The following is a 24,569-nucleotide window of genomic DNA, read 5'->3' as shown; positions in this document are numbered from 1 at the left end:
CATCGCCCTCTCTAATCGCAGTATCACGAGGGCAACGAACAATAGGTTTTCACCACTATGTGCTTATTTTCGTAACAGTCACAGGCGCTGAAAATACAAACGCCCACTCGAAGAGCGGGCACACTATTCTCTACAATCTTAGTGATTTTCTTCTCTGTCAGCAACCAACTCAATCACAGGCAGACGCATAAACCAGCCGAGTAAAACGATTAGCATCACTAAAAGACCAATTTTCACCCAAACAAGGGGAACAACGACGATTGAAACCATGAAACTAAGTGCAATAAAAATGGCGCCACGCTGTTTTACTTTTGAAGTAACAGCCCGGTGCTTATGCCAATTATCGAGAATCGGTCCAAACGTTTTGTGGTTATGTAGCCAATGATGAAATGCGGGGCTACCACGCATAAAACATGCACTAGCAAGTAGAATGAAAGGAGTGGTGGGTAAAAGCGGAAGGGCTATGCCGGCAATGCCGAGCACAATACAGAGTCCACCAACGGTATTGAAAAAGTAACGCTTAATACGAATGGTGAACTCCGGTACAAAATAGCTAGATTAAAAGCCTGCGTAACCATTCATTACACGAAGCCAGGTTAGCGTTGCAGGTAGTGTTGGAATTAAAAGTACTGCAATGAAACCTAAAAAGTAAAAAATATTATAAGGCTCTTTAAAATCTTTGTCTGCCATGATGTATCTTCTCACTAGTTGACTTTGCTTCTCCCAAGGCACAGCGTTAAATTATCGTTGCACAAATGGGTCATTATTGTTTTAGGCGTTGACTATACCTTAAACAGCCAAATCTAAACACCAGCAAAAAGTAAGGTTATTGTTCGGGCATTTGTTGTTTTTTGTGGTTCTAAAAAGACAATAAGCAGCGCCGAGACGCTGCTTATTGTGTTATGAAGTCAGAATTATACCAGTCTTGATTTCCGGGCAATATTTAAGCTAAAACTTGAAGAGCCTAAACAACCGATGGATAACTGACCAGCAACACCTAGCGGTAAATCTCGGGTTATGAAGTTTTTCATACTTCCTGCCCCTAAACAGTTACCTGCCGCGATATGTTGATTAGTATTTCCGTCAGACCAATGGCTATCTAAACCCGCAGGCAGGATAGAAACGGAGGACGAAGCCAGATCAGCGACACCAAATACAGCATTAACCGCACCAGCACACTCTGAACACTCGATTCCTTTTTCAATGATCCCTACCATATCCTTCAGATCAGCACTGAAACTCTTCAAATTACGCAGGTAATCGTCAAACAAAGCCCTAACAAGCAATGTCGTCGCGACACCATCATTACTCTGGGAAGCAGAGTCAACGAGATAGAACGCAAATTGCCCGTTCATTAACCAACGATAATCGAACACCAGTGGCATAACGTCCGTCGATTGCAATAAACGGTATGAGCAGCGCCAATCACCTTGAGAAGCATCTTTCTCTGGCAATAGAGCATGCAGTAAATCTCTTGCAGCACTCGGGTTCTGCTGCAAATACTCTAGATGCCAGTGAAGCTCTTGCTCATCTGGGATTTCGCCACCGTCATCGACTCGGAACCACTGACTTGAAAAGTCTCGCTGTTCTGAGAAATGGCTATCGGTATCTTCGAGCGTATTGTCTATCGCCTGAGATAGGTGCTCATAATTACCTATCGGTTTAGGAAGAAAATCTTTAATACCAAATCGCAACGCTTTCGCGACATCGGACATTTCATCCGTGCCGGATACCACGATAAGCGGCAAGTATGGATATTCAAGACTGACTTCTTCGACGAATTCAATGCCATCTAATACCGGCATCGATAAATCACACAAGATAAGATCGGGTTGGCATTCCCTGAGTTGTTGAAGCGCCTCTAGGCCGTTTTCAGCTTCTACTACTTTAAAACCCTGACTTTCTAAATAAGCATTGGTTACTTTACGAAATATTGGATCATCATCCACCAACATAATTAGTTTTTGATTAACCACTTCCTGTGCCGAGACCATTGCCGTTTGACTGTGAGTCTTAAACATACCTTTACACCTCACAAAGCTAAGTCAAAAAACAGATTTATTATTAAGTCATTATTTTTGTTGTGTTTACATCCGGCGAAACGTTGCGCAGCAAGACTTGAGGCCGTTCCGCCTTGTTATAAAACGTAGCTTGAAAACGGCGTTTATACAAATATTACGGGGTATAACAGTATTTACTCAAACAGGGTTGCTGTGTTCAAATGATGCAACATGTTGACTTAAAGCAAGCTTTGATCACAAAGTTAATTATAAATTAGCCGTAATCGGTAATTTAATGTGTCTGGAAATATGAAATTAGATGACTTAAACCTGTTTCGACTGGTTGTCGAAAATGGGAGCTACACCGCAACTTCGCGAAAAACCATGATCCCGGTTGCGACCATCACCCGACGCATTCAAGCGCTAGAAGACTCTGTCAATCTTCGACTATTGAACCGTCACGCTCGCAAACTCTCGCTTACAGAAGCCGGGGAACGTTTTTACCATGAGTGCTCCCCTTTGCTACAAAGGCTAACCACGGCAGCAGAGGAAATCACTGACGACTGCCGAGGAGCATCAGGCAAGATTAAGATATCGGCGCCTTATAACTTAACTAAGCGCATGATGATGCCGATGTTCAACAGCTTTATGAAGCAGTATCCGGACATCAATATCGAACTAACGACAGAAAATAATGCAGACAAGCTTGACCCTACTGAATGGGATGTCATTTTTCGAGTGGGGCCCCAACGTGATTCTAGCCTGATCGCACGCAAGATTGGCGAAGTGAAGGATATTCTTGTCGCAAGTCCTGACTACCTTGCCTCGAATCCGGCACCAAACCACGCAGAAGAGCTCTCTAACCATTCATTGCTAAAAGGCTACCCTCTTATCAAGTGGACCTTAATTAATAGCAAAGGCGAGTCTGTCGTAAACGTTGATCGTGGTCGCTTTCAGGCGAATGCACTAAATGTAGTACGCAGTGCTTGTTCCGAAGGTTTAGGCATCACGCTAATGCCAGATGTCATGATCAAAGAATACATCGAAAGCGGCGATTTGGTACGCATACTGCCAGATTGGAGTGCAAACCCGCGCGACATTTATATGCTTTACAACCACAAAGATCACCTGCCAGAGAAAGTTCGTCTCTTTATCGACTTTGTGATCGCTTACAACATTCACTAATTCGATAGCGAATACAAAAAACCAGAGCCGGAGCTCTGGTTTTTTTTACGCCTCAAGAAAACGCCTATTATGCGCCTTCGTTATGCAGCTCTAGGTTTGCTAAATCTTGTTGGATTTCAAGTTGTGTTTTCGCATCATCGTTACGAAGACCATCTAAGAAGTCTAAATATTGTTGGTCGATATCACCCGTTACGTATTCGCCGTTAAACACGGATGTATCGAACTGAGTAATATCTTGGTTTCCAAGACCGACTGCCTCAACCAAATCTTCTAGACGTTGATAAATCAATGCATCAGCACCAATCTGCTTACAAATTGTATCGTTGTCACGGCCATGAGCAATAAGCTCGGTAGCACTTGGCATATCAATGCCGTACACGTTCGGGAATCGAACTTCTGGTGCTGCTGATACCATGTACACTTTCTTCGCACCAGAATCACGTGCCATTTCGATGATTTGTTCTGACGTAGTACCACGAACGATAGAGTCATCCACCAGCAACACATTCTTATCTTTGAACTCCGAACGAATTGCATTCAACTTGCGACGTACAGATTTCTTACGTTGTTGCTGACCAGGCATGATAAACGTACGCCCCACGTAACGGTTTTTCACGAAGCCTTGGCGGTAAGGGATATCGATCGCTTGAGCGATTTGAAGTGCGATGTCGCACGACGTTTCAGGGATAGGAATAACGACATCAATATCAAGATTTGCGTAGTCTTCACGAATACGTTCGCCTAACTTTTTACCCATTTCAACGCGAGCGCTGTATACCGAAATTTTATCGATGAACGAGTCTGGACGAGCAAAGTACACGAACTCGAAAATACAAGGGTTCAGCTTAGGATTGTCTGCACACTGCTTCGTGTACAGTTCACCGTCAAACGTTGCGTAGATTGCCTCACCAGGTGCAACATCACGGACAAAATCAAAACCGACGGCATCCAATGCTACCGATTCAGACGCAACCATGTACTCCGCTCTGCCATTAACTTCACGCTTACCTAAACATAGAGGGCGAATACCGTGTGGGTCACGAAAGGCAATCATACCATGACCGATAATCATGGCAGTCACAGCGTAAGCACCACGAATTGTGCGATGCACATTGGTGACTGCACGGAATACGTCTTCTGTCGTGACATTTCCTTTTACTGAGTCAATTTCGTGCGCCAGTACATTTAGTAATACTTCGGAGTCTGAAGTGGTATTGATATGACGGCGATCTTTTTCAAACAGCTTTTGACGAACTTCGTTAGCGTTGGTCAAGTTGCCATTGTGGGCAAGTGTAATACCGAAAGGAGAGTTTACGTAGAAAGGTTGAGCTTCTGAAGCGCTTGAACTGCCTGCTGTTGGGTAACGAACATGACCAATTCCGACCTCGCCTTGCAGGCGCTGCATATGTCTTGCTTCAAATACATCCTTGACTAAACCGTTCGCCTTGCGCAGACGAAAACGATTGCTTTCTATGGTACAAATACCAGCGGCATCTTGGCCACGATGCTGTAACACCGTTAACGCGTCATAAATAGACTGGTTTACAGGCGTTGTGCCCACGATTCCAACAATACCACACATGTCCTAATCCTCGATTTGCGACAGTAGCTGGCACTACTAGATAGTGCCAGACAGAAAACTTGATGTTGCTTGTAAATGCTCGAAGAATGGGGCGATGATACGGCTGAACTCAGGGATCAACTGTGAATCTTTCCACCAATCCGAGCTTGGGAATGCAGTAAACGCATCCATAAAAAACAGCACCGCAGAAACAATTAAGACTCCGCGTAGACCACCAAATACAATCCCAAGAATTCGATCCGTACCTGATAGCCCTGTTTTTTGTACCAGTTGACCAATGACGTAATTCACCACTGCACCAACTACCAAGGTCGCGACAAATAAAGCCGCAATCGCCGCTCCGTTACGAAACATGTCATCTTCGATGTTGGTGAAGTACACCGCCAATTTGGCGTAGTAGTTGCTGGAGATAAAAAACGCTCCAAACCAAATCACCAAAGACAAAGCTTCTTTAGCAAAACCGCGAACTAAACTGATCAGAGCTGAAAATCCGATCACACCTAAAATGATAAAATCTATCCAATTCATGTTTTCTTCATCTTAAGTTGGCGCGCATTTTAACAGAAAAAATGCTGACGCAAACGTTTTCTTATGGATTTAATGGCTTAAATTTAAGCAATTGACCTTTTGAGCCTGTAATTTTTTGTAATTCCTTGACTTGTCGTTCAAGTTTACTTTTTGACACATCAGGACCAACAATCACTCTCGTAAACTCGTTTTCTTTCTTTGTATGAGCTTGATAGCCACGCTTTTGCAAATCAGCGACAAGCGCGACCGCATTTTCGTGATTCTTAAGCGCCATCAACTGAATGATCCAAGCAGAATCTTCATATTGATTTTTTTCTTGCACAGGACGAGCGGCCACCTCAACTTGCTCTGGCTGTTTGATGACCTCTGGTTTAGGCGTTGGGTCAGGCTCAGAAGCAGGCACTTGGGCGCCCTCTTGCTCCTGCACCACCGCTTCAACTGGAGAGTCCGGTAACGCTATGTCGTCTTCCACTGGCTCTAATATTTCGAAGTTTTCCACATCACTATCAAGTTCAGGTTTGATAGGAATACTGGCAAATTCTTCTTTGTAGTGCAGTTTCTTACCATCTAGCACATCGGGAAGAACAATCACTCCGACTGCGACTAGAATGATGGTGCCGACTAAACGACTTTGGAATTTACTTGCCATCAAAATACCTTTACTTATTTATTATTTGATTGCCAATGTTCAAATACCTCTCCGACGGTATGGAATGAGCCAACCACCAGAATAACGTCTCCTGTCTTTGCGTGGCTTCTCGCACTCTCGAAGGCGTCAACAGGGTTTTCAAAATGAACTTGCCCATCAGGTAAGTATTGGCACAATTCATCAGCTGTCGCCGCTCTCGGTCCAGTAAGCGACGCTGGATACCATTGTGTTGCAACTGGAGTTAGCGCTTCAATGGTTGCTTTAATGTCTTTGTCATGCAGCATTGCAACCACAATATGGATATTCTTACCCAGATATTGTTGCTTCACTCTCTCTACCAAATACTCAGCAGAGTGCGGGTTATGAGCGACATCAAGGACTATTTCAGGTTCGTGATGCAGTACCTGCATACGCCCTGCCAGGCGAGCATTATTCAAGCCATTGACAATGTTTATGTCAGTGATTTGCAATTCCGATGCTCCCAACGCCATCAATGCTGTTGCCGCGTTTTGTAGCGGTAACGATGGGACAGGTAAATCCTCTAACGCAAATGCGCCACTGCTCCACTTCCAACCATTATTAGTTAGTTGGTAATCATACTGAATACCCACTTGGAAGAACTCAGAGCCAATATCGTCAGCATGAGCTGCCACGGTCGCCGGTGGCGTTGGTTGACCACAAATTGCTGGCTTCCCTGGACGGTAAATGCCTGCCTTTTCAAAACCAATGACATTGATGTCATCACCAAGCCAATCCACATGGTCGATCGCTAAGCTCGTAATAACAGAAACATCATGGTCAACAACGTTGGTGGCATCTAGACGGCCGCCAAGTCCTACTTCAAGCAGCACAACGTCAACTTTCTCTACTTGGAAAATACGTAGCGCTGCAAGCGTACCGAATTCAAAGAGGCTAAGGCTGATATCACCACGCTGCTTTTCTACATAGTCGAATGCTTCACAGTGCTTTGCATCTACAACGTCGACGCCATTAATGCGTACACGCTCGTTGTAACGAATCAGGTGCGGAGAGCTGTAAACACCGACTGAATAGCCAGCATCGAGTAAAATGGCTTCCATTAACGCACACGTTGAACCTTTGCCATTGGTGCCGGCAACGGTGATTACGGTTGGAGCTGGTTTGGTAAGATTGGCTTTGTTTGCTACCGCTTGGACACGGTCTAAGCCTAGATCAATTGCTGAGGAATGAATATTTGCTAAATAATCAAGCCACATCTCTAATGAAGATGTGGCTTGAGGAATTGGGTTTTGGGTCATCTAACTTTAACCATTAAATTCTTTGGTTTTTATGTTAGTTGATACTTTACCCTTTTTCGTCCGCTTCTGGTACAGAATATGGCTCTTCATTTGGAGATTCGTTAACCGAAACCACCAAAGGAGACTTGTGGTTAGTCATCTTAGCGATTAGACCACCCACACGCTGACGCATTTCACGACGGTCAACGATCATATCAATCGCACCGTGATCAAGCAGGAACTCACTACGCTGGAAACCTTCAGGAAGATCTTCACGCACTGTTTGCTCGATAACACGACGACCAGCAAAGCCAATCAGCGCCTTAGGTTCACCGATGTTGATATCACCCAACATAGCCAAACTTGCTGATACACCACCCATTGTAGGGTCAGTTAGAACCGAAATAAACGGCAGACCTTTTTCTGATAGACGCTCAAGCGCAGCACTGGTTTTTGCCATTTGCATAAGAGACATCAATGCCTCTTGCATACGAGCGCCACCACTTGCTGAGAAACAAACAAGTGCACAATTGTTTTCAATTGCTGCATCCACCGCTTTTACGAAGCGAGCACCAACAACTGAACCCATTGAACCGCCCATAAAGGAGAATTCAAACGCACACGCCACAAGGGGTAGACCAAGCAGTTCACCTTGCATCACAACTAGCGCATCTTTCTCTCCGCTGTTTTTTTGTGCTGCAGAGATACGCTCTTTGTATCGCTTAGAATCTTTAAATTTCAGTTTATCCTGTGGCTCAAGTTCGGTACCTAATTCAACTCGATTGCCTTCATCTAAAAACGTTTCCAAACGACGACGCGCTTTCATGCGCATGTGATGGTTACACTTTGGACAAACTTCTAGGTTACGCTCTAGTTCAGCATGGTATAAAACCTGTTCACAAGAGGTACATTTAGTCCACACACCTTCTGGGATAGAAGCTTTGCGTGAACTTACTAGGTTGCTTTTCTCTAAAATCTTTTCAAGCCAACTCATGGAAGACCTTTTCTCTCAACTCTTCCGCTTCATTGCGAAAGATATAAATTCGACATAATACCGACGGATTAAACCATATCTTGCAGCTACTGTAGATAAAAAACTGGTTGTACCTATTTTTGATATCATAAATAGCGTATGTTTTCTGCTCACATTCAATGTAAACACTACCGATATTTTGAAATAAGTTTGTAAAATTAGTTCAAATTATCTGGCAAAAACAGTGGACCGATCGGCACTTCAGGTAACCCAAATTCTTCTGGATAGTCTACATCTACCAGGTACAGACCTTCCGCTTTCGCTGTCGCACCCGCTAGTTTGCGATCTTTAGCCTCTAGCAACCATTTGATCCATTCAGGGCTCTCTTCACCACGTCCAACCTTTATCAAGCTACCCGTGATGTTACGAACCATATGATGCACGAACGCATTGGCTTTAATATCAATAACCACATAGTTCCCATGGCGCGTAACGTTCAGATGCATCAAGTTTCGAAATGGGCTACGAGACTGACAATGCGCCGCACGAAACGACGTAAAATCATTTTCACCAAGCAGATACTGCCCTGCCTCATGCATTTTTTTCTCGTCGAGCTCACCATGATAGTGGCTCACACCAGAGTTTAAGATGCCAGGTCGTAAAGCATGATTGAAAATAATGTAACGATAACGGCGCGCTGTCGCTGAGAATCGTGCATGGAAATCATCTGGGACTTCCTTAGCCCAACGAACCGCTATATCACTCGGCATGTTCGCGTTTGCGCCCATGGTCCAAGCTACCATTTTTCGAGTAACGTTGGTATCAAAGTGCACAACTTGTCCTGTGCCATGCACGCCAGCGTCTGTCCGACCAGCACACTGCACTTCAACTGGGTGATTAGCAATAACGGACAATGCTTTCTCTAGCTCTTCTTGGACACTTTTCACTTCTCTTTGGCGCTGCCAACCAAAGTAGTTTGTACCGTTGTACTCGATACCTAATGCGATTCTCATCTTAACCTTCGAACTCTAAAATGGGGCGGGAAGTATATACTCAAGTCACCTCAAGTTGCCAGTTTCAACAAGGATGACGTAGAGGTAGCATCATACTAGCGAGACACAAAAAGGGTAGCCAACGCTACCCTTTTCGATTTATCGGCCATTAATGGCATCAATCAGGCTCTTTGCTTCGCGGCGAATATCATCTTCACCGTAAACAATCGCCTCTTCTAGTAGCTTTATCGCCCCTTGAGAATCGTTCATCTCGAGATAGATTTTAGCAAGGTCCAGTTTTCCAGCAGCTTCAGCGTTGCTATCTACGTCAACATCGCCAATCTCACCGATAACATCTGGAAACTCGTTCAATCCGACATCAAGCTTCAGATCTTCCTCTTCGAACTCACCACCTTCTTTATCGACCTGAGCCATCAATTCATCAATCGTCATAAATTGATTTTTCTTCGGGTCAAAGTCATCCAAGTCGCTTTGCTCTGCCCAGTTTTCTTGCGCGATCTCTGGCTGACTTAGTGCGTCACTCGAATTCCAAACATCACGCTGGTCCTCAGGCACATCTTCCGTAGAACTTACGCTATCGGCAGCGGGTTTAAAGCCATCCCAATCATCTCCAACATCAAGCATGGTTTCAAAATCCATACCTGCGCTTGCGATGGTATCACTGTCTAACTGACCTTCAAACACCTCTGAACTTGCGTCTTCAGCAAGAAGGTTAGCCATTGAAGATTCATCATCTAAGTCACTTAGCGGCTCACCCTCTGTCGCCGTTGGCTGCACTTCTGGTTCAGTATCAAAACCGTTTTGCTGCGCAAAGACTTCAAACAAAGCATCATGATCGTTATCGGCTTGAAGAGTTGGTCTCGATGTCTCAGTTTCAACATTAGGAGTCTCTGGCGCACTCTCATTCATTGATGCGAGAACATCTTCCTCATTGAACTCAGGAAGATCTTGGTCGTCAAAACTTAGCTCTTCATCCTCACCGGAGATTGGTTCTATATCTGCAGTCTCAGAGCTCGGTAATTCTGGTTCTTCTTCCATAGATGCCAAGGCGTCTTCTTCACTGAATTCTGGCAGTTCGAGTTCATCGAAATCGAACTCTTCTTCTGCTTCAGTCGCCGACTCAGCTTCAGAGCGCTCAGGCTCGATAGATTCTGGTTCATCTAACGTAGGTTCGCCTGCCATGGACGCCAATGCGTCCTCTTCGCTGAACTCTGGCAGTTCGAGTTCGTCGAAATCGAACTCTTCTTCTGCTTCAGTCGCCGACTCAGCTTCAGAGCGCTCAGGCTCGATAGATTCTGGTTCATCTAACGTAGGTTCGCCTGCCATGGACGCCAATGCATCCTCTTCACTAAACTCTGGCAGTTCGAGTTCATCGAAATCGAACTCTTCTTCTGCTTCAGTCGCCGACTCAGCTTCAGAGCGCTCAGGCTCGATAGATTCTGGGTCATCTAACGCAGGTTCGCCCGCCATAGACGCCAATGCGTCCTCTTCGCTGAACTCTGGTAGATCGAGTTCATCAAAATTGAGTTCTTCTTCTGCTTCAGTCGCCAACTCAACTTCAGAGCGCTCAGGCTCGATAGACTCTGGGTCATCAAACGCAGGTTCGTCCGCCATGGACGCCAGTGCGTCTTCTTCACTGAACTCTGGTAGATCGAGTTCATCAAAATCGAACTCTTCTTCTGCATTGGTTGCCGACTCAGTTTCTGATGCTAGTTCTGAACTTTCTGGCTCACTTTTGTTACCCGAGTTTTGTTCTTGTTCTGGTTGAGTTTCACTTTCTAGTTCAGGCTCATCCAGTAGCCAATCCTCTTCTTGTGGAACACCAAATTCATTTTCTACTGTATTTGGTGTCGGAGTGAACGCCGGAGCGTCTTCTTCTGTCTCAACTTGAGGCGGCACTTTAGCATCAGGCTCTACTGATGCATCTTGCGTTGACTTAGAACTGGCATCCTCTTCTTGTTGTGGCGAAGATTCCTCTATCTCAGCTTGCGGCTCTTCAACTTGTTGTTGCGCTAAATCATCTTCAGTATCAAATAGCGCATCCAGTTCAGCAGAAAAGTCCGCTTTTTCTTGCTCTGTAGGCTGAAGCTCTTCACTGTCTGACTCAAACAAGTCGTCTAGCTCGCTCATTAAAGGATCGTTCTCTGGTGAGAGGTCCTCTAAATCACCCAGAAACTCATCGCTGCTAAATGGCTCTGAAGCAGTTTTTGGCTCGGTTAATGGTTGCTCTGGCGCTGTTTGTTGCGGGTCTGGTTGACTGTCACTTAATAAAGCGTCGATGTCCAAACCAGACTCAATTTCCGGCTCTTCATGGGTTGGCTCTGACTCAGCTATTGAAGATGGCTTTTCTTCGCCGTCTGGTTCGCCAAAACCAAGTGAAGCGAGTAACTCTTCCTCTTCCGATTTATTCTGTGCAGGGCTTTCGTCCTCTCGAATCAGATCATCAAACGGGTCTAACTCTGTCTCAGTTCCTGTCTCTTCATCCAGTTCGGATGTGACGTCATCAATGAGTTCATCCAGTAAATCTGTGCTATCTGCATCTAACTCTTCAATCGAGTCATCACCTTCAAAACCAGAGAGTGCTTCTAGCTCATTCAGTGGGTCAAACTCGTCGTCTGTTTCATCTTCGTCAAAATCGATCAGTTCATCGAGTAAGTCCGTACTGTTTTCATCTAGAACGGCGTCTTCGCTGACGTCACCTTCAACTTCTGTCGACTCAGTAACAGGCTGCTCGTATTGAGCTAATAGCTTATCGATATCGTCATCAGATGCCTCTCCTGCGCTGAAATCATCATCCGATACGGGCTGTTTTAGTTCAGGTTCATCGGTATCTAGGTCGAAGTCGTCATTGCCAAGTTCCGCAAACAAGTCATCAAGCATATCCTGATCGACAGTGTCACTTGGTAACTCTTCTGACGGCTCATCTGCTGCAAGTAGTTCCGCAAACGCGTCGTCTGAAAGCGAGTCTGCTTTCTCGTTCGTATCATCTGAAAGATCGAAGCCAGCCTCATCGTCATCGAGCACTTCTAGTTCTGGAGCAACCTCATCTAAGGCTCGCTCCATCTCTTCTAAACCAAGCGCTTTTTCTTCGCCGTTAACTTGGATACCATTGTTCGATGACTCAAACTCATCCAGACCAACATCCAGGTCGCCGTCATCACCGATACCCGCAAATGGGTCATCATCCCCTTCTAGATTGAAATCAAGTTCTTCATCGTCAAGGTTGGCAAAGACGTCTTCTTCTAAGTCTGGCTTCTCTTCTTGTGTAGCCTGAGTATTTATATCTTCATCTGCGAACAACTCATCATCAAGTGTGAGTTCTTCATCCAGCTCGTCCGTCGCCGCTAAACCAATTGGCGCAGCTAATGGATCGGTTTCCTGCGGCGATTGCGCAGCAGGCTCTTCCTCTTTGTTTTTAGAACGGCGACCAAGCAACATCACAACCAACAGTGCTAGCAATGCACCTGGAATAAGCGCCGCTAAGCCGACAAGCCAACCATTAGACAAAATCTTGTCAATCGTACTTGGCTGCATGCGTTGTTGCTCAGCAAGGCGTTGGCGCTCTTCAGCAAGCAGTTTCTCGACTTCCGAGCGAATGCGTTCTTCGTCATTCAGCTCATTTTTCAAGGTTTCAACTTCGCTTTGCACTTCTGACAACATTAAGCGAAGACGATGGTTCTTCTCTTCCAATGACTCTAATTCACTTTGTGAGCCTTGAAGTTTGTCTTTTAACGCACTGACCTGCTTTTCACCCTGCGGAGAGGTGTTCACAGGTGGCGCAGGAATAACTGGTATTGTTTTTTGAACCGGTTTTGGTTCCGCAGCTACAGTAGTTTCTGGCTTAGGAGCAACAGGCTTGGGTTCTACTTTTATTTGTGGCTTTGGTTGCTCGGTGACGCGTTGCGCTGGCGTGGCTCTATTTGTCGGCTTCGGCTGTTTTAACTTAGCCTCGTGCGCCTTCATAATCGCAACAGCTTGCTCTGTAGTCGCGCTTTGCACTTGCTCTAGAGACGGTACTCGTAGTCGACTCCCTGGGATCAACTCATGAATGTTTTGGTTCTCAAACGCTTGAGGGTTAATTCGATAAATGGCAAGAAGCGTTTGTTGAACGGTAACACCGCGTGAAGGTCGTAATTCTGAAGCGATCGACCATAGTGTTTGATTTTCACCAGTCGGACCAAAGAAACGTGACGGCTGAGTATTTGCAGGAGGAGCAGGTAATGCTCGCTCAATATCTTCAGCATAGCTCGGAGATGATTGCACTTCACCAGACGGTCCAACAAGACGAATTCCTTCGGCTTGAACCACTGATGATGTCTGAGTCGCGCTCATCAACACAAGGGCTGCTAACAAACGCTTATAATTTTGACGCATAGAAGGCTCAGTTTTGTGCTAAATACAATTTGAAATGGTGATCGGTTAAATATATCGGATATCACATGCAAAACTATAGCGTTGAGAATAAAAAATGTGTGGCTCTCGCCATATTCGTACTAATCTCACACTATTTTGTTCCGTTCGTACAAAAAAGCCTCGCACAGTGCGAGGCTTTGAAATGAACTGGTAAGTGACTTAGTAGTAATCGCGGATCAGAACTTCAGCGATTTGTACCGCGTTAGTTGCTGCGCCTTTACGCACGTTATCCGCCACAACCCACAAGTTTACACCACTGTGGTGGCTGATATCGTTGCGGATTCGACCAACCATAACATGATCTTTACCGCCCGCATCACGCACTTGTGTCGGGAAGTCATCACCGTGGAAGACTTCAATGCCTTCTGTTTGCTCAAGCAAGTTAACAACTTCTTGTGCATCGATTGGAGAGCGAGTCTCAATGTGAAGCGCTTCAGCATGACCATAGAATACCGGCACACGCACACACGTTGGGTTTACTGTGATTGATGGATCGTTAAAGATCTTCTGTGTTTCCCACACCATTTTCATTTCTTCTTTGGTGTAGCCATTTTCCATCATCTGATCGATTTGCGGAATACAGTTAAACGCAATCTGTTGAGAGAATTGCTTCTTATCCGCTGGCAGACCGTTTAGAAGCTTAGCCGTTTGACCTGCTAGTTCGTCAATGCCCGCTTTACCCGCACCAGATACGGATTGGTATGTAGATACGTTAATACGCTCAATACCCACTGCATCGTGAATTGGTTTTAGTGCCACCAGCATTTGAATGGTCGAACAGTTTGGGTTCGCGATGATGTTACGGTTACGAAACTCTGCAATCGCTTCTGGGTTTACTTCTGGCACAACAAGAGGAATGTCGTACTCATAACGGAAGTGTGAAGTGTTGTCGATAACGATAACACCTTCATCTGCCGCGATTGGCGCCCATTTTTCAGATAGCTCACCACCAGCAGAGAACAACGCAATATGAGCTTGAGACCAATCAAACTCTTCAACGTTCTGTACACGAACCGTTTTGCCATTAAAGCGATAAGTCTTGCCTTCGCTACGCTCACTTGCCAATAAGTGAATGTCACCCACTGGGAATTTACGTTCTTGAAGCACTTCTAAAATTGTTTCACCGACCGCACCGGTCGCACCTAAAATGGCAACATTATATTGCTGGCTCATTGACTTACCTCAATCTGAAAACCTAGTTCTGCTAATGGAGCAAGGTTACATGTTTTGTTACCCACTAGCGTGACAGCGCTGTATTCACGGCGATCCCAGTAGTTTTTACGCATCAGGTCAAAAGCACCTGGCTTACTGATCTCACGACGGAAAAGAGCGTCATCTCTACGCACATCATAGATTAACTGCGTGATGTTATGCAGTGTTGCTTCATCCCAAGCTCTGTCCAATACCATAGTAGGAACAGGCGCGGTTGGCAGTAAATCGCTGGCATGCGCACGTAATTCGTTATTTAAGAACTCACAGTAGCTGTTGAAAATCATCGTCGTACCGCGAGCTTTCCCTTCCAAGCCATAGCCTGCAACGTGAGGGGTTGCGAATGCTAGCAGAGGCAGAAGCTCCATATCAACCTCTGGTTCAAATTCAAATACGTCAAGCGCTGCGGTAAAACCGTCGTTTTTCAAAAGACGTTGCTTCAATGCCTCGTTATCAACGATTGGACCTCGCGCGGCGTTAATCAAAATCTGATCACCACGAAGCGAGTTTAAAACCGTTTCATCAATTAAATGATGAGTTGGATATGGGCCATCTTTGGTGATTGGCGTATGTAGTGTAATGATGTCTGAGCTTTCAATCAGTTCTGTCAACGGAGTAAAGCTACGAGGATCACCAGCCTCTTGTTTGAATGGGTCATTGATGAGAACTTTAATCCCCATGCCTTTCAAACATTTCTCTAGGTAGCTACCTACTTGGCCTGCACCAATAATACCTACCGTCTTGTCAAATACCGAGAAGCCTTGTTGCTGAGCGAGCACCATCATCACGCTGAACGCGTATTCCGCCACCCCCACTTTGTTACACCCTGGCGCCGCAGTGAAGAAAATGCCTTTCTCTTTTAAAAGTGCTTGGTCAACATGATCCATACCTGCTGTTGCCGTACCAACAAACTTCAGCTTGTTTGCTTTGCTGATCAGGTCAGCATTCACTTTGGTGACTGAGCGAATCATTAGGGCATCAACATCCACTAAATCATCAGCCGTCAGTGTACGACCTGGTTTTAGAATTACGTTACCGAGTTGGCTGAATAGCTCTTCAGCGTACGGCATATTTTCATCAACAATAATTTTCATAGCGCCAGCGTTTTAACATCCATTTGTATGAGTTCGTTTATTCGCAAGATGCGAAACTAAAGCGATTGTGCCCTTTTCCCGAAAAATCTCAAGAAATAACCCTAATAAACCTCAAGGAGATTAGTTCCAAAGAAATCGTTTAACGGGAAGCAATGTAAAAAGCAGAAATTGAGAAAAGAAAAAGCCCGGCTAAATAGCCGGGCAAAGTTCCAGAACAAAAGGATCCTATCCCGCTCTCCATGGGATAGAGTCTGCGTCTGTTCGATCAGTGTGACTGATCAAGCTCTGGAAACTGGATTGTTGACGCTGTACTCACTCACGTGGCGCGCCAACAAATTCAGTTAACCTTGGTACTTTTTAATAACCAAAGTTGCGTTTGTGCCGCCAAAGCCAAAGCTGTTTGACATTACGGTTGTTAACTCTGCATCACGTGCTTCTGTCACGATGTCCAGACCTTGAGCTGCTTCGTCCAAGTTTTCAATATTGATGCTTGGAGCAATGAAGTTTTTGTCTAGCATAAGTGTTGAGTAAATCGCTTCGTGCACACCAGCGGCGCCTAGTGCGTGACCAGTCATTGCTTTTGTTGCAGAGATTGCTGGGCTGTTCTCACCAAACAATTGTTGGATCGCACCAAGCTCTTTCACGTCACCAACTGGTGTCGACGTGCCGTGCGTGTTGATGTAATCCACACCGTCAACGTCTTGCATCGCCATCTTCATACAACGGATCGCGCCTTCACCTGATGGTGCTACCATGTCGTAGCCATCTGATGTCGCACCGTAACCTACGATCTCACCGTAGATTTTCGCGCCACGTGCTAGAGCGTGCTCAAGTTCTTCGATAACCAGCATGCCGCCACCGCCAGAGATAACGAAACCATCACGGTCCGCATCATACGTACGAGATGCTTTGTCTGGAGTGTCGTTGTATTTCGTTGACAGCGCACCCATAGCGTCAAACATCATGGTTTGAGACCAATCAAGCTCTTCACCGCCACCAGCAAAAACAATGTCTTGTTTACCAAGTTGAATAAGCTCCATCGCGTGACCGATACAGTGTGCAGAAGTAGCACATGCAGAGCTCATTGAGTAGTTCACACCACGAATCTTAAATGGCGTAGCAAGACAAGCGGAAACCGTAGAAGACATAGTACGAGGAACCATGTAAGGGCCAACTCGTTTTACGCCTTTTGCGCGCATCGTGTCTGTCGCTACCGTTTGGTTATATGCAGAAGCACCGCCAGAACCCGCAACGATACCGGTACGATCGTTTGAAACCTGATCCTCTGTAAGACCAGCGTCTGCGATTGCCTGCTCCATTGATAGGTATGCATAAGCAGCCGCATCACCCATAAAGCGCATCTGCTTACGGTCGATGTGTTCCGCCGGGTTGATTTTTAGGTCACCCCATACTTGCGAACGAAGACCGTGTTCTTTGAACTGCTCAGATGCAGTGATGCCAGATTTGCCCGCTTTAAGAGACGCTAGAACTTCTTCGACGTTGTTACCGATACTTGAAACAATACCCATACCGGTGATTACGACTCGTTTCATTATGACATTCCTATAATTCAAAAATCCGCTAGATGATAACTAAGATAGTCAACAAAAGTGGTCAGCTTTCCCATAAATTCGTACAATCGCCCCATTCTTACCGCGCCAAATCACAAATTTGCACCATTATGACTTCAATAAAAAACGCAGAACTTGGTTGGAACGAAGCTGGTACTCCGGTTTCAGACCAATTTGATGATGTTTACTTCTCTAACGTAAACGGTCTTGAAGAGACACGCTACGTTTTCTTAAAACAAAATCATCTCCCAGAAAGATGGCAGGAATTTGACCAAAGACGTTTTGTCATTGGTGAAACAGGATTTGGCACGGGATTAAACTTCTTAGCAGTATGCCAGTGGTTTAGTGAGTTTCGTCGTCAGCATCCAGACGCAGCATTGAAAGAGCTGCATTTTATTAGCTTTGAAAAATACCCGCTAAGCCAAGCGGATTTAAAGAAGGCGCATGAAGCTTGGCCTGAGCTAGCTGAGTACGCGGAAAAGTTACAAAAGCACTACCCTGCCGCCGTGCCAGAATGTCATCGCATTATTTTAGAAGACGGCGCAATCACGCTCGACCTTTGGTTTGGCGACATCAAAGACTGCATGCCGCAAGTCCCATACAACGAACAAGGTTTGATTGACGCTTGGTTCTTAGATGGATTCGCGCCAAGCAAAAACCCAGAGATGTGGAACCAAAATCTGTTCAACAACATGGCTAAGTTAGCCAAGCAAGACTGTACAGTTGCCACTTTTACCGCAGCGGGCTTTGTGCGTCGAGGATTGAACGAAGCAGGCTTTGCAATGAAAAAAGTCAAAGGCTTTGGCACCAAGCGTGAAATGATCGCAGGTTCGATGGAACAACGCGAAAAGCAGTCGAATCATCTTCCGTGGTTCAATCGCACGGCGTCCAGCAATCTTGATTCGATTGCCATAATCGGAGGCGGTATTGCCAGCGCGACGTTAGCGAAAACGTTGGTTCGTCGTGGCCAAAACGTCACGCTTTACTGCAAAGACACTCAACCAGCCGAAGGAGCGTCGGGGAATCGTCAAGGGGCCGTGTATCCATTGTTGAACGGTCCTCATACTGGTGTTTCGCGTGTTTTTGCACCTGCATTTTTGTTTGCAAGACAATTTATTGAACAAGCTGCGGAGTCGGTTACATTCGATCACGATTGGTGTGGTGTAACTCAGCTAATGTGGGATGAAAAATCTGCTGATAAGCTGGAAAAGATGCTTGCGGGTAATTTTCCTTCTGAATTGATTCAAAAACTGTCCGCCGAGGAAACTGCGAATACTATCGGATTACCTATCGATATGTCGTCTGTGCACTACCCAATGGGAGGTTGGTTGTGCCCTGCCGAGCTAACTCGTGGGTTAATCAAACAGTTAGAACAGACATCGTTACTCTCAACGAAGTTTGAACATCACGTTGAAGCATTAAATTGGGATGAAGAGCATCAGCTTTGGACACTAACGGTCAATGGTCAAACATTTGAGCACTCAACCGTTGTGATTGCGAATGGCCATGAGTTCCAGACATTGAGCCAAACCGCTTCCCTGCCGATGGGACAGGTGAAAGGGCAAGTCAGTCATGCTCCGGCAACCGAAACGCTGAGTCAATTGAAAACGGTATTGTGTTACGACGGCTACATGACGCCTGTTAACCCAAACAATCAGCACCTGTGCATAGGCGCAAGCTACGATCGCAGTCACCTAGACTACGAATTTGATGAAAACGCTCAGAAGGATAACGCAGAAAAACTAGTTAAGTGCGTATCGAACCAAGAATGGCCAAAAGAGGTAGATATCAGTGGCAATCGATCTCGCCAAGGTATTCGCTGCGTGAGCCGAGATCACTTACCATTTGTCGGAAATGTGGGTGACTTTGAGACGATAAAAACGCAATACGCCAACTTACAAAATCAAAAAGCAGAAGAGGTAGAAATCGTTCATCAGTTCACTAACTTATTCTGCTTCTTAGGTTTAGGATCTCGTGGGCTGAGCTCTGCACCATTGTTAGCTGAAGTGTTGGCCTCGCAAATCTGTGGAGACCCGCTGCCATTACCTGTTGATGTATTGACCGAACTTCACCCAAGTCGAATGTGGGTTCGTAAACTAAGAAAAGGCAAAGCCATTACCGAGCTGTAAGAGTATTCTCTCGTTTACATTCCCGACACCGATACGTGTCGGGAATCGCTGGCTCATTAAATCGCTCGTGCTGAGATTACTGTAGCTGTGCAACTGCCTGTTTCACTTGCTCTGCTACTTCCGGATTTACCGCCTCACCAGACTCCACATCAAAGTTCTCGTAGAAGCTCGGTACAGATAGCGATGCTTTCACATCTGCTCCGAAAAATTGCGCGGAACCTGTTGCCGCTGCAAGAACGCTCTGTGCGCCACCCGGACCAGGAGAAGTTGCTAAGTAAACGACTGGCTTGTTTTGGAATACGTTGCGCTCAATGCGCGTCGCCCAATCAAATAGGTTTTTATACGCTGCTGGGTATGAACCGTTATGCTCTGCGAAGGAAACAACAATAGCGTCAGCCTCAGCCAAATCACGTAAAAATGCGACTGCACCTTCAGCTTGACCAATTTCTTTCTCTTTGTCTTCGCTAAACATCGGTACTTGATAATTGTTTAAGTCTAAAACGTTCACTTGAGCGTCTTCGACTTGGTTTGCTGCGTATGTAGCAAGTAATTTGTTGATTGAGGTAGAGCTGGTAGAAGCACCAAATGCGACAATTTTCATGGTTGTAATCCTTTGTTCACGTTTTATGCTAACCAGAATAAAAGTTGAACAGTTTCGCTACAACCACAAAAATTTTATGGAGAGGTTCGAATTTTTCGAAGTAGTAAATGATTTGGACTAATAAATGGAGAACGACGTTCGGAGATTAAGCCTGAGCCTGCAGTTCTTGCCACAAGTCACTGACGATCGCGCGATCAGCTGGGCTTAACTCGGTACGAGCGTCTTCCAAACTGCTCTCAATGCGTGACTTCAGCTCAGTAATATCGCTAATGCCTTCTTCTTCACAAGATGCCGCAGACAAAGAGATGTGACCACGTAGATAACCACCAGCAAACAATTCATCGTCAGATGCTGTTTCAATTCGAGCATCAATCAGTTCCAGTAGTTTTTCTTCAAATTCAATAATCATGGTGTATCTCTGAGGTTATTTGAGGTTATTTAACGCAAAAGTCTGACGCTTCCAGCGGCTTGGTTTGGTAAAACGCACGCAGAGCATCCGAAAGCATTTTCACTCGCAAAGGCAAGCCAGCTTCCAAAATACCTAACACTTCTTTATGCACTTTCTGCATAAAGCCGAGCCTATCTGGTTCAAAATCGCCGTGTAGATTGTCACAACTCACCGTAAAAGGGAAGCCAGCACTTTGTGCCAGAATCCATTCATAAGCTTGCGGACGCACTTCAACTTTCTCAAACTCCGCTTGAACTTCTGCCGTGCGCCCATCGGGTTCATACCAATAGCCAAAATCTTCCAGCAAACGACGCTCTGGCCCTGCCACACACCAATGCGAGATTTCGTGTAATGCGGAGGCATAAAAACCCCGAGCAAAAATAATCCGATGATGAGGATGTTCATCATCAGCAGGAAGATAAATAGGCTCATCACCACCTAACTCCAATTTCGTATTAAATTGGTCTAAAAAGGTGTCATTAAAAATAGTGATAAGGTCTTGGTATTCGTGGGTCATCGTCGAGTTTGTACTTCAGTTTGACATGCGCTGGGTATTGTCGCTGTTTTTATCTATAAGGTAAAGATACTCCCACAGTTTTGGTTATTAGTTGAATTTATCTGAACATCGCTTTCTCCATATAATTTCTCATTCGTCAGCGTACTCATTTGCTACTACACTCTCGCCTTATTTTGATGCTGCTCAAACTGCTGTTTTTTAAGCGGTTTGATTACAGGCATGTTGCTGGTTTTAATCACTTTTTAAGAATGATGAAACCTTTTGTAAGTGTTGTTGCTGCGCCTACGATGATTCACGTAGAACGTAGTGACTTTTTACGTTGAGTGTCTCCCTATGTTGCTAAGTGTGTTGTATATCATTGGTATCACGGCTGAAGCCATGACAGGTGCGTTGAGTGCTGGTAGAAGAAAAATGGACTGGTTTGGTGTTATGTTGGTGGCCAGTGCAACGGCCATTGGTGGTGGCACCGTACGTGACATTTTACTGGGACACTACCCTCTTGGTTGGGTAAAAAACCCAGAGTTCCTAGCAATCACGTGTATTGCGGGTGTACTTACCACAGGCTTAGCGAAATGGGTGATTAAGCTAAAAGGTCTATTCATCCGCCTTGATGCGTTAGGTCTAATCGTATTCAGCATCATCGGAACTAAGATTGCGATGGGCATGGGCTTACACCCTGGGATCTGTATGGTTTCAGCGCTAGTAACGGGTGTATTCGGTGGGCTACTCCGCGACTTAATCTGTCGCCAAACACCGTTGGTACTGCATGAAGAACTTTACGCTTCTGTCGCTCTTATCGCATCAGGAATGTACTTAGCGCTATTAGAATTTAATGTTCCCGATGTAACAGCCACTATCATTACACTGATCACCGGTTATATGCTGCGTATGGCCGCGGTACGTTTTAAGTGGCGTCTCCCTTCTTTCAATTTGGAAACGGAAGGCTCACTCCATTAAGCAAAAACTACTTAAACAAAAAAGGTTGCCTGATAAAATTGTGCCACCCGCGATTAAGTGAGTGGCATAATTTTATATTCAGTCATCCTGAACAGCGACGAAGGAGCATGATTCAGGATCTATTATCCGAGCACTCTGTTGTCAGAGATGTTTCTTTCTCTTTTCATCGCGCTGAAATTAGATTCCTAGTCTCGCTATAGCTCGCTGGAATGACACAAAGCTCTTAAATCTTCGGTGTTTCAGTTGTTACGCCATGGTTTTGACCACGATGACGCAGCAAATGATCCATCACCACAATCGCTAGCATCGCTTCAGCTATTGGTACGGCACGAATACCCACACAAGGATCATGACGGCCTTTGGTGATCAACTGAGTTGGCTCACCTTCTTTTGTGATGGTCTCACCCGGAACTGTGATGCTTGATGTTGGCTTAAGCGCAATGTTAGCCACAATGTCTTGACCAGTTGAGATACCGCCAAGAATACCGCCCGCGTGATTACTGCCAAAACCTTCAGGAGCAAGCGTATCACGGTGTTGACTGCCTTTTTGGTTTACCACATCAAAGCCATCACCAATCTCAACGCCTTTCACCGCATTAATGCTCATTAGCGCGTGTGCAATGTCGGCATCAAGACGATCAAATACAGGTTCACCAAGACCAACAGGCACGTTAGTTGCCACAACCTGAATTTTCGCGCCAATTGAGTCGCCTTCTTTTTTCAGGTCACGGATAAGTTGGTCAAACGCTTCTACTTTGTCCACATCTGGGCAAAAAAACGCATTGTTTTCGATTTCGTTCCAATCTACCTTGTCGATAGAAACATCACCCATTTGTGACAAGTACGCGCGAATCTCAACACCAAACTCATCTTTCAAGTATTTCTTCGCGATTGCACCCGCCGCCACACGCATTGCGGTTTCACGAGCAGACGAACGGCCGCCACCTCGATAGTCACGGATGCCATACTTTTGGTGGTAAGTATAATCAGCATGACCCGGACGGAATTTATCTTTGATGTCCGAGTAATCTTTTGAGCGCTGATCGGTGTTTTCAATTAGCAAACCGATCGATGTGCCTGTGGTTTGGCCTTCAAAAACACCAGAAAGAATTTTAACTTCATCCGGTTCACGACGTTGTGTGGTGTAACGTGATGTGCCTGGACGACGGCGGTCGAGATCGATTTGCAGATCTGCTTCTGTAATTTCTAACCCCGGAGGACATCCGTCTACGATACATCCCAGTGCGATACCGTGACTTTCCCCGAATGTCGTCACTCGGAAATGTTGTCCGATACTGTTTCCTGCCATTACTTCCTCAAGTTTTTATCGCTACGCCCTCTCAAACCAGAGCGCAACTGCTTTCCAATTCTTCGTGGATTCATAGTGGCTTTATTACGTTTTGATGTAAAGAGTTAATATCGGCGAGTTATGTATAAAAAAACACCGAGCATAAAGCTCGGTGTTTTGACGTTTAGTGCAAGACCCTATTAGTCTTTGTACAGTTTAAACTCTTCTGCACACTCAACCAGCTGGTCACGCGTTAGCATGAATACGCCGTGACCGCCGTTCTCGAACTCAATCCAAGTGAAAGGAATCTCTGGGTACTGTTCCATCATATGAATCATTGAGTTGCCGACTTCACAGATAAGAATGCCGTTATCTGTTAGGTAGTCTGGTGCATTTGCAAGAATACGACGCACAAGTTTTAGGCCATCCGTACCCGCTGCTAAACCAAGCTCAGGTTCGTGTGTGAACTCGTCTGGCAGGCTGTTCATGTCTTCTTCATCCACATATGGTGGGTTAGACACGATCAGGTTGTACTTCTCTTTTGGTAGGTCGCGGAACAAGTCAGAGCGAATTGGGAATACTTGCTGCTCCATGCCGTGATCTTGTACGTTTTGCTCCGCGACTTGTAGTGCGTCCGTTGAGATATCAATCGCATCCACTTCAGCTTCAGGGAACGCGTGAGCACATGCAATTGCGATACAGCCGCTGCCTGTGCATAAGTCCATGATGCGCGCTGGCTCTTCCACCAACCAAGGTTGGAATTCAGCTTGAATCAACTCACCAATTGGAGAACGTGGCACGAGTACACGCTCGTCAACGAAGAACTCAAGACCGCAGAACCAAGCTTTGTTGGTTAGGTATGCAGTTGGTGTACGTTCATTGATACGTTTTACTACACGCTCAACAATACGCAGACGCTCGCTGGTCGTTAGGCGAGAGTTTAATACGTGCGGAGGCACATCAATCGGCAAGTATAAGGTTGGCAGGATAAGCTGAACCGCTTCATCCCACGCATTATCAGTACCATGACCGTAAAACAGGTTCGCTGCGTTAAAGCGGCTTACCGTCCAACGAATCATATCTTGAAGGGTATGCAGCTCCGATACCGCTTCTTCTACAAAAATCTTATCCAAAATTGCCTCCGAAAAGCGCTACA

21 protein-coding genes are annotated in these 24,569 nt (G+C 45.6%); 3 read left to right on the top strand and 18 right to left on the bottom strand.

The annotated features are described in order from the left end of the window. Nucleotides 1-138 precede the first annotated feature (138 nt). The 3 genes from EX191_RS01500 to EX191_RS01495 all read right to left on the bottom strand — a co-directional run bounded on the left by EX191_RS01500 (nt 139) and on the right by EX191_RS01495 (nt 2,021). Nucleotides 139-525, bottom strand: coding sequence for a YbaN family protein (locus EX191_RS01500; RefSeq protein WP_371131105.1), 387 nt, complete (start codon nt 523-525; stop codon nt 139-141). A 33-nt stretch (nt 526-558) separates the two neighbouring features. Beyond that, the gene (locus tag EX191_RS23060) at nt 559-690 is read right to left on the bottom strand and encodes a hypothetical protein (protein ID WP_005380608.1); all 132 of its coding nucleotides are present in this window, start codon (nt 688-690) and stop codon (nt 559-561) included. A 224-nt stretch (nt 691-914) separates the two neighbouring features. Next, nucleotides 915-2,021, bottom strand: coding sequence for a response regulator (locus EX191_RS01495; RefSeq protein ID WP_005397213.1), 1,107 nt, complete (start codon nt 2,019-2,021; stop codon nt 915-917). A gap of 288 nt (nt 2,022-2,309) precedes the next feature. Between EX191_RS01495 and EX191_RS01490 the strand changes: the two genes are divergently transcribed. Further along, nucleotides 2,310-3,185 carry a LysR family transcriptional regulator gene (locus EX191_RS01490; RefSeq protein WP_005397211.1) on the top strand — a complete coding sequence of 292 codons (876 nt, stop codon included), beginning with the start codon at nt 2,310-2,312 and terminating at the stop codon, nt 3,183-3,185. Nucleotides 3,186-3,252: 67 nt separating this feature from the next. On the opposite strand, the gene purF is transcribed toward EX191_RS01490, so the two are convergent. The 10 genes from purF to fabB form a co-directional block, all read right to left on the bottom strand. Then, a complete protein-coding gene (gene purF, locus EX191_RS01485) occupies nt 3,253-4,767 on the bottom strand; it encodes an amidophosphoribosyltransferase (RefSeq protein WP_005397209.1) in 1,515 nt (504 codons plus the stop codon). 36 nt (nt 4,768-4,803) lie between these two features. Continuing rightward, a complete protein-coding gene (locus EX191_RS01480) occupies nt 4,804-5,295 on the bottom strand; it encodes a CvpA family protein (RefSeq protein WP_005380590.1) in 492 nt (163 codons plus the stop codon). A 61-nt stretch (nt 5,296-5,356) separates the two neighbouring features. Then, the gene (locus tag EX191_RS01475) at nt 5,357-5,944 is read right to left on the bottom strand and encodes an SPOR domain-containing protein (protein WP_176319619.1); all 588 of its coding nucleotides are present in this window, start codon (nt 5,942-5,944) and stop codon (nt 5,357-5,359) included. A gap of 14 nt (nt 5,945-5,958) precedes the next feature. After that, nucleotides 5,959-7,221, bottom strand: a complete 1,263-nt coding sequence (folC, locus tag EX191_RS01470; protein WP_193447013.1) for a bifunctional tetrahydrofolate synthase/dihydrofolate synthase — start codon at nt 7,219-7,221, stop codon at nt 5,959-5,961. Between the two features lie 46 nt (nt 7,222-7,267). Further along, nucleotides 7,268-8,194, bottom strand: coding sequence for an acetyl-CoA carboxylase, carboxyltransferase subunit beta (gene accD, locus EX191_RS01465; protein WP_005397203.1), 927 nt, complete (start codon nt 8,192-8,194; stop codon nt 7,268-7,270). A 197-nt stretch (nt 8,195-8,391) separates the two neighbouring features. After that, nucleotides 8,392-9,186, bottom strand: coding sequence for a tRNA pseudouridine(38-40) synthase TruA (gene truA / locus EX191_RS01460; RefSeq protein WP_005397196.1), 795 nt, complete (start codon nt 9,184-9,186; stop codon nt 8,392-8,394). A 138-nt stretch (nt 9,187-9,324) separates the two neighbouring features. Continuing rightward, a complete protein-coding gene (locus tag EX191_RS01455; RefSeq protein WP_193447012.1) occupies nt 9,325-13,560 on the bottom strand; it encodes a FimV/HubP family polar landmark protein in 4,236 nt (1,411 codons plus the stop codon). A gap of 198 nt (nt 13,561-13,758) precedes the next feature. After that, nucleotides 13,759-14,772 (bottom strand): aspartate-semialdehyde dehydrogenase, encoded by a 1,014-nt coding sequence (locus EX191_RS01450; RefSeq protein WP_006741728.1) that lies wholly within the window; start codon nt 14,770-14,772, stop codon nt 13,759-13,761. Continuing rightward, a complete protein-coding gene (locus EX191_RS01445; RefSeq protein WP_085342870.1) occupies nt 14,769-15,902 on the bottom strand; it encodes a 4-phosphoerythronate dehydrogenase in 1,134 nt (377 codons plus the stop codon). The genes EX191_RS01450 and EX191_RS01445 overlap by 4 nt, the downstream gene beginning before the upstream one ends. Nucleotides 15,903-16,243: 341 nt before the next feature. Continuing rightward, nucleotides 16,244-17,455, bottom strand: a complete 1,212-nt coding sequence (gene fabB, locus EX191_RS01440; RefSeq protein WP_006741726.1) for a beta-ketoacyl-ACP synthase I — start codon at nt 17,453-17,455, stop codon at nt 16,244-16,246. 128 nt (nt 17,456-17,583) lie between these two features. On the opposite strand from fabB, the gene mnmC reads away from it, so the two are divergent. Then, complete coding sequence (gene mnmC / locus EX191_RS01435) at nt 17,584-19,602, top strand: bifunctional tRNA (5-methylaminomethyl-2-thiouridine)(34)-methyltransferase MnmC2/FAD-dependent 5-carboxymethylaminomethyl-2-thiouridine(34) oxidoreductase MnmC1 (protein ID WP_193447011.1); 2,019 nt, start codon at nt 17,584-17,586, stop codon at nt 19,600-19,602. A gap of 76 nt (nt 19,603-19,678) precedes the next feature. On the opposite strand, the gene EX191_RS01430 is transcribed toward mnmC, so the two are convergent. The 3 genes from EX191_RS01430 to EX191_RS01420 form a co-directional block, all read right to left on the bottom strand. Then, nucleotides 19,679-20,203 (bottom strand): NADPH-dependent FMN reductase, encoded by a 525-nt coding sequence (locus EX191_RS01430; protein WP_193447010.1) that lies wholly within the window; start codon nt 20,201-20,203, stop codon nt 19,679-19,681. A 145-nt stretch (nt 20,204-20,348) separates the two neighbouring features. Then, entirely contained in the window at nt 20,349-20,612 is a 264-nt protein-coding gene (locus tag EX191_RS01425; RefSeq protein ID WP_005397926.1) for a YfcL family protein, read from the bottom strand. A gap of 25 nt (nt 20,613-20,637) precedes the next feature. Beyond that, nucleotides 20,638-21,168 carry an elongation factor P hydroxylase gene (locus EX191_RS01420; protein ID WP_012841543.1) on the bottom strand — a complete coding sequence of 177 codons (531 nt, stop codon included), beginning with the start codon at nt 21,166-21,168 and terminating at the stop codon, nt 20,638-20,640. A gap of 333 nt (nt 21,169-21,501) precedes the next feature. Here EX191_RS01420 and EX191_RS01415 point away from each other — a divergent pair, with 333 nt between their 5' ends. Continuing rightward, nucleotides 21,502-22,125: a trimeric intracellular cation channel family protein gene (locus tag EX191_RS01415; RefSeq protein WP_012841541.1), complete on the top strand. Its 624-nt coding sequence runs from the start codon at nt 21,502-21,504 to the stop codon at nt 22,123-22,125. A gap of 223 nt (nt 22,126-22,348) precedes the next feature. Here EX191_RS01415 and aroC read toward each other — a convergent pair whose 3' ends face one another. Both aroC and prmB read right to left on the bottom strand, forming a co-directional pair. Continuing rightward, nucleotides 22,349-23,434, bottom strand: a complete 1,086-nt coding sequence (aroC, locus tag EX191_RS01410; protein WP_053808779.1) for a chorismate synthase — start codon at nt 23,432-23,434, stop codon at nt 22,349-22,351. A gap of 179 nt (nt 23,435-23,613) precedes the next feature. Continuing rightward, nucleotides 23,614-24,546 (bottom strand): 50S ribosomal protein L3 N(5)-glutamine methyltransferase, encoded by a 933-nt coding sequence (gene prmB, locus EX191_RS01405; RefSeq protein WP_054868017.1) that lies wholly within the window; start codon nt 24,544-24,546, stop codon nt 23,614-23,616. Nucleotides 24,547-24,569: the final 23 nt, after the last annotated feature.

Origin of the sequence: Vibrio chemaguriensis (assembly GCF_012275705.1) — a bacterium.
GTDB lineage: Bacteria > Pseudomonadota > Gammaproteobacteria > Enterobacterales > Vibrionaceae > Vibrio > Vibrio diabolicus.
Note: the sequence above shows the minus strand (reverse complement) of the source record. Positions and strands in the feature narration are given on the sequence as shown.